Genomic DNA, 3,060 nt, shown 5'->3' with positions numbered 1-3,060 from the left:
TGTCTCTACGAGCCACTGATGCTTGTTGCGGCCTTGGCCTTATGAGAACAAGTTCTCAACGCCCAATCCCGCAACAATCATCACCCTGCGGGATTGCTTGCTCGCAAAACCAAAAAACACCGCTTCGCTGAAAAACAGATTATTTTTATATTTTCAGCTTATTTTCAGTGTATTTCAAGCGCAGCGCCACCGCCTAAATACTACCTAAGAGAAAAGGCGCTTCGCTTGAAATCAACTAAAAATTAACAAAAAATTTATCTTCATCAACACCCTCTTGTTACACCAAAGTGTTAGCAACAATATTCCTAATGATGTTCTTTTCCCCATCATTTTAGGCATAAAACCCTAATCCAATACTTCGTGAGAGATAAAAAATTTCTTCTAATTTCGGATAATTTCTTTCAGTAAAAAACCTCTGTGACCTCTGCGTCTCTGTGGGAGAGAGATAGAGGGTGGGGGTCAGGCGAGGTCTTCGCGGTGTTCAAAGCGGGCTATGGCTTGGCGCCACTCTGGCGAGATGCTGGCAGGCACGAGGGCTTTCACGTCGAAGTTCACCATCGTGGCAGCACAGCAGCATTTCACCTCGCCCGTGTCGCTGTTCACGAGCTGCTGGATGAGCACAAAGCTCTTGTCGCCCAGGCGGTCAACCTGGGTCTGCACCTCTACACGCTCATTGAACGTGGTCTGGCTCAAGAAATCGCAGTTTATATTGGCAATCATCACGGGCGGACGCTGCCACTTGAGGTCACCACCCGCCACACGGGTGAAGTAGTCGTTCTTTGCCACGTCAAATAGCTCGAAGTAGCGGGAGTTGTTCAAGTGGCCCAGCATGTCAATGTCGCTGAAGCGCAACTGCACAGGAGTGATGCAGTGAAAAGGATGTGTTGCCACTACCGACCCGTGGCGAGGTTTTTTAGTTTCGTTATCCATACTGATTTTCTGCATTGGTTAATGGTGAGTTCTATTAATTATGATATTTAAGTTTCGCATATTGAAACCTTTTGAGTATCAATAATTTGCTCCGATTAGCGTCCTTCCGGACGCGGTGTTTGCTGCATTTCTTCCCCCACCGCCACTACGTTCGGCGGTGGGGGTTATTTAGGTATTGTCCTTCCGGACAAGCAATTAGGAATATTCAATTTAACATGCGAAAGTTGAGTTATGATAAATGTTTATTAATTATTTCGGTCGCTTTTGAGTCTGTTTTAAAATCTACTCAAAACACCCCTCAAAATCGCCTCGAACCTAATAAAACACGATGTCGTGTATCACTTCGCGTCCCAGGGCTTCATTGACTAGTGCAACGATGCGCGAGCGGTTGAGCATCAACTCGTTGCGAAGCGGAGCACTGGAGAGTTGCACATGCATCACCCCGTCCTTGACCCAACGGCGCATGGTGTAGCGGTTCACTCCCTGGCCCACAATCTCGGGCCACAGGGCGCTAGCGCGGTGCTCGTCGAGCGCTAGGTCAAGATTCTCCTGCTTGAGATACCCGTTGATAATATCTCCTATCTGTTGTGCCTGCGTGCGTTTCATATATCCAAGTTAGAGTTAGAATTCACGTCATCGTCATCGTAGCGAAGCGCATCGTCATCGTTAACCATCCCGTCTCTCACCACCATCATGCAGTGTTCGCCCTGCAGGCGGTGCATGATCTCGTCGAGGTGAGTGCGGTTGGTGTCGGTGATGAAAATCTGCCCGAAGCGGTCGCTCGACACCACATCCACAATGCGCTCCACACGCTTCGCGTCGAGTTTGTCGAAGATGTCGTCGAGCAGCAGTATGGGCGTGGTGGGCGAAGCCTTGCGCAAGAACTCATACTGCGCCATGCGCAGCGCTATGGTGTAGGTCTTGCACTGCCCTTGCGAACCGGTGCGGCGCATGCTGTGGTCGCCCAGCATCAGCTCCAGGTCGTCGCGGTGCACGCCTCGGCTGGTGTAGCCCAGCACCATGTCGCGCTCACGGTTGGCCGCCAGCACATCGTGCATGGTGCTGCCATTGAGCACGCTGTCGTAGCACAAGCTCACCTGCTCGCCGTCGCCTGCCACTGCGTGGTAATAGTCCATGAAGATGGGCGTGAACACCTCTACCCACTGCCTGCGCGCCTCGTGCAGCCGCTGGGCGGCATCGCACATCGCAGCCTCCACGGTCTCATAGAGCAATGCGTCGCGAAAATCACGCCTTATCATCGAGTTGCGCTGTTCCAGGGCTTTGTTATACTTGATGAGGGCGTCGAGATACTCGGGGTTGCCCTGCGATATTATCTGATCCATGAAGCGACGACGCTCCTCGCTGGCACCCCTTATCAGGTCCCAGTCCATGGGCGACACCATGACCAGCGGCAGCAACCCTATGTGCTGGCTCAGGCGCTGGTACTCCTTGCCGCCGCGGCGCACCACCTTGCGCTTGCCGCGCTGCAACGACACCGAGATGTCCTCGTCCACGTCGCGGCGTGTGTACTTGCCCTGCAACATCATGAACGGCTCGCCGTGCCTTATCACCGACGCGTCGCTCTGGTTGATGTAGCCCTTGCAGAAACTCAAGTAGTAGATTGCGTCGAGGATGTTGGTCTTGCCCATGCCGTTATCACCTATCAGGCAATTCACGTTGGGCGAAAAATCAAGATGAGCCTCGGCCACATTCTTGTAGTTAAGAATCGAAATATTCCGTAAAATCATGTCTTTTGAAGCCTCAAATGAGAAAAATGTGCAAAATTTCACGCAAAAATACACATTTTTTTGGTGTATTCAAAAAAATATCTTACCTTTGCAACGCTTTTAACGAAGCGGGTAGATAGGTAAGTGGTTAAAACGGGCAGACTGTAAATCTGTTGGCATCAGCCTTCGGTGGTTCGAATCCATCTCTACCCACCATCAACCGGCAATCCCAATCAAGGGGTCGCCGGTTTTCTTTTTCTTTTCTATCTCCCACAGAGTTACTATGTTTGCAGTCGCAAATGACAAGAGGCTGTGAAAAATAGCCAGAACAGGCGGTAGCTTTTTCCGCTCAAAGGGGCTTTGCCCCGGCCGCTCGGGCTGTCCCCAGTGTGTTTTTCATAGT

Annotated in this window: 3 protein-coding genes and 1 tRNA gene; 1 reads left to right on the top strand and 3 read right to left on the bottom strand. The window is 51.1% G+C overall.

Annotated elements, in window-relative coordinates:
* Positions 1–459: 459 nt before the first annotated feature.
* The 3 genes from ACKI3C_RS11990 to recF all read right to left on the bottom strand — a co-directional run bounded on the left by ACKI3C_RS11990 (position 460) and on the right by recF (position 2,678).
* Positions 460–930 (bottom strand): acyl-CoA thioesterase, encoded by a 471-nt coding sequence (locus ACKI3C_RS11990; protein WP_407405364.1) that lies wholly within the window; start codon positions 928–930, stop codon positions 460–462.
* A gap of 315 nt (positions 931–1,245) precedes the next feature.
* Positions 1,246–1,536: a DUF721 domain-containing protein gene (locus ACKI3C_RS11985; protein ID WP_407405362.1), complete on the bottom strand. Its 291-nt coding sequence runs from the start codon at positions 1,534–1,536 to the stop codon at positions 1,246–1,248.
* Complete coding sequence (recF, locus tag ACKI3C_RS11980) at positions 1,533–2,678, bottom strand: DNA replication/repair protein RecF (protein ID WP_407405360.1); 1,146 nt, start codon at positions 2,676–2,678, stop codon at positions 1,533–1,535. The genes ACKI3C_RS11985 and recF overlap by 4 nt, the downstream gene beginning before the upstream one ends.
* A gap of 109 nt (positions 2,679–2,787) precedes the next feature.
* Here recF and ACKI3C_RS11975 point away from each other — a divergent pair.
* Positions 2,788–2,873 (top strand) — tRNA-Tyr (locus ACKI3C_RS11975).
* Positions 2,874–3,060: the final 187 nt, after the last annotated feature.

This window comes from Sodaliphilus sp. (assembly GCF_045598405.1).
GTDB lineage: Bacteria > Bacteroidota > Bacteroidia > Bacteroidales > Muribaculaceae > Sodaliphilus > Sodaliphilus limicaballi.
This window is presented reverse-complemented; position numbering and strand designations above follow the sequence as displayed.

Excerpts from the sequence above, each read along its gene's own strand:
- ACKI3C_RS11990 (WP_407405364.1), bottom strand. The coding sequence starts at position 930 with ATGGATAACGAAACTAAAAAACCTCGCCACGGGTCGGTAGTGGCAACA.
- ACKI3C_RS11985 (WP_407405362.1), bottom strand. The coding sequence starts at position 1,536 with ATGAAACGCACGCAGGCACAACAGATAGGAGATATTATCAACGGGTAT.
- recF (WP_407405360.1), bottom strand. The coding sequence starts at position 2,678 with ATGATTTTACGGAATATTTCGATTCTTAACTACAAGAATGTGGCCGAG.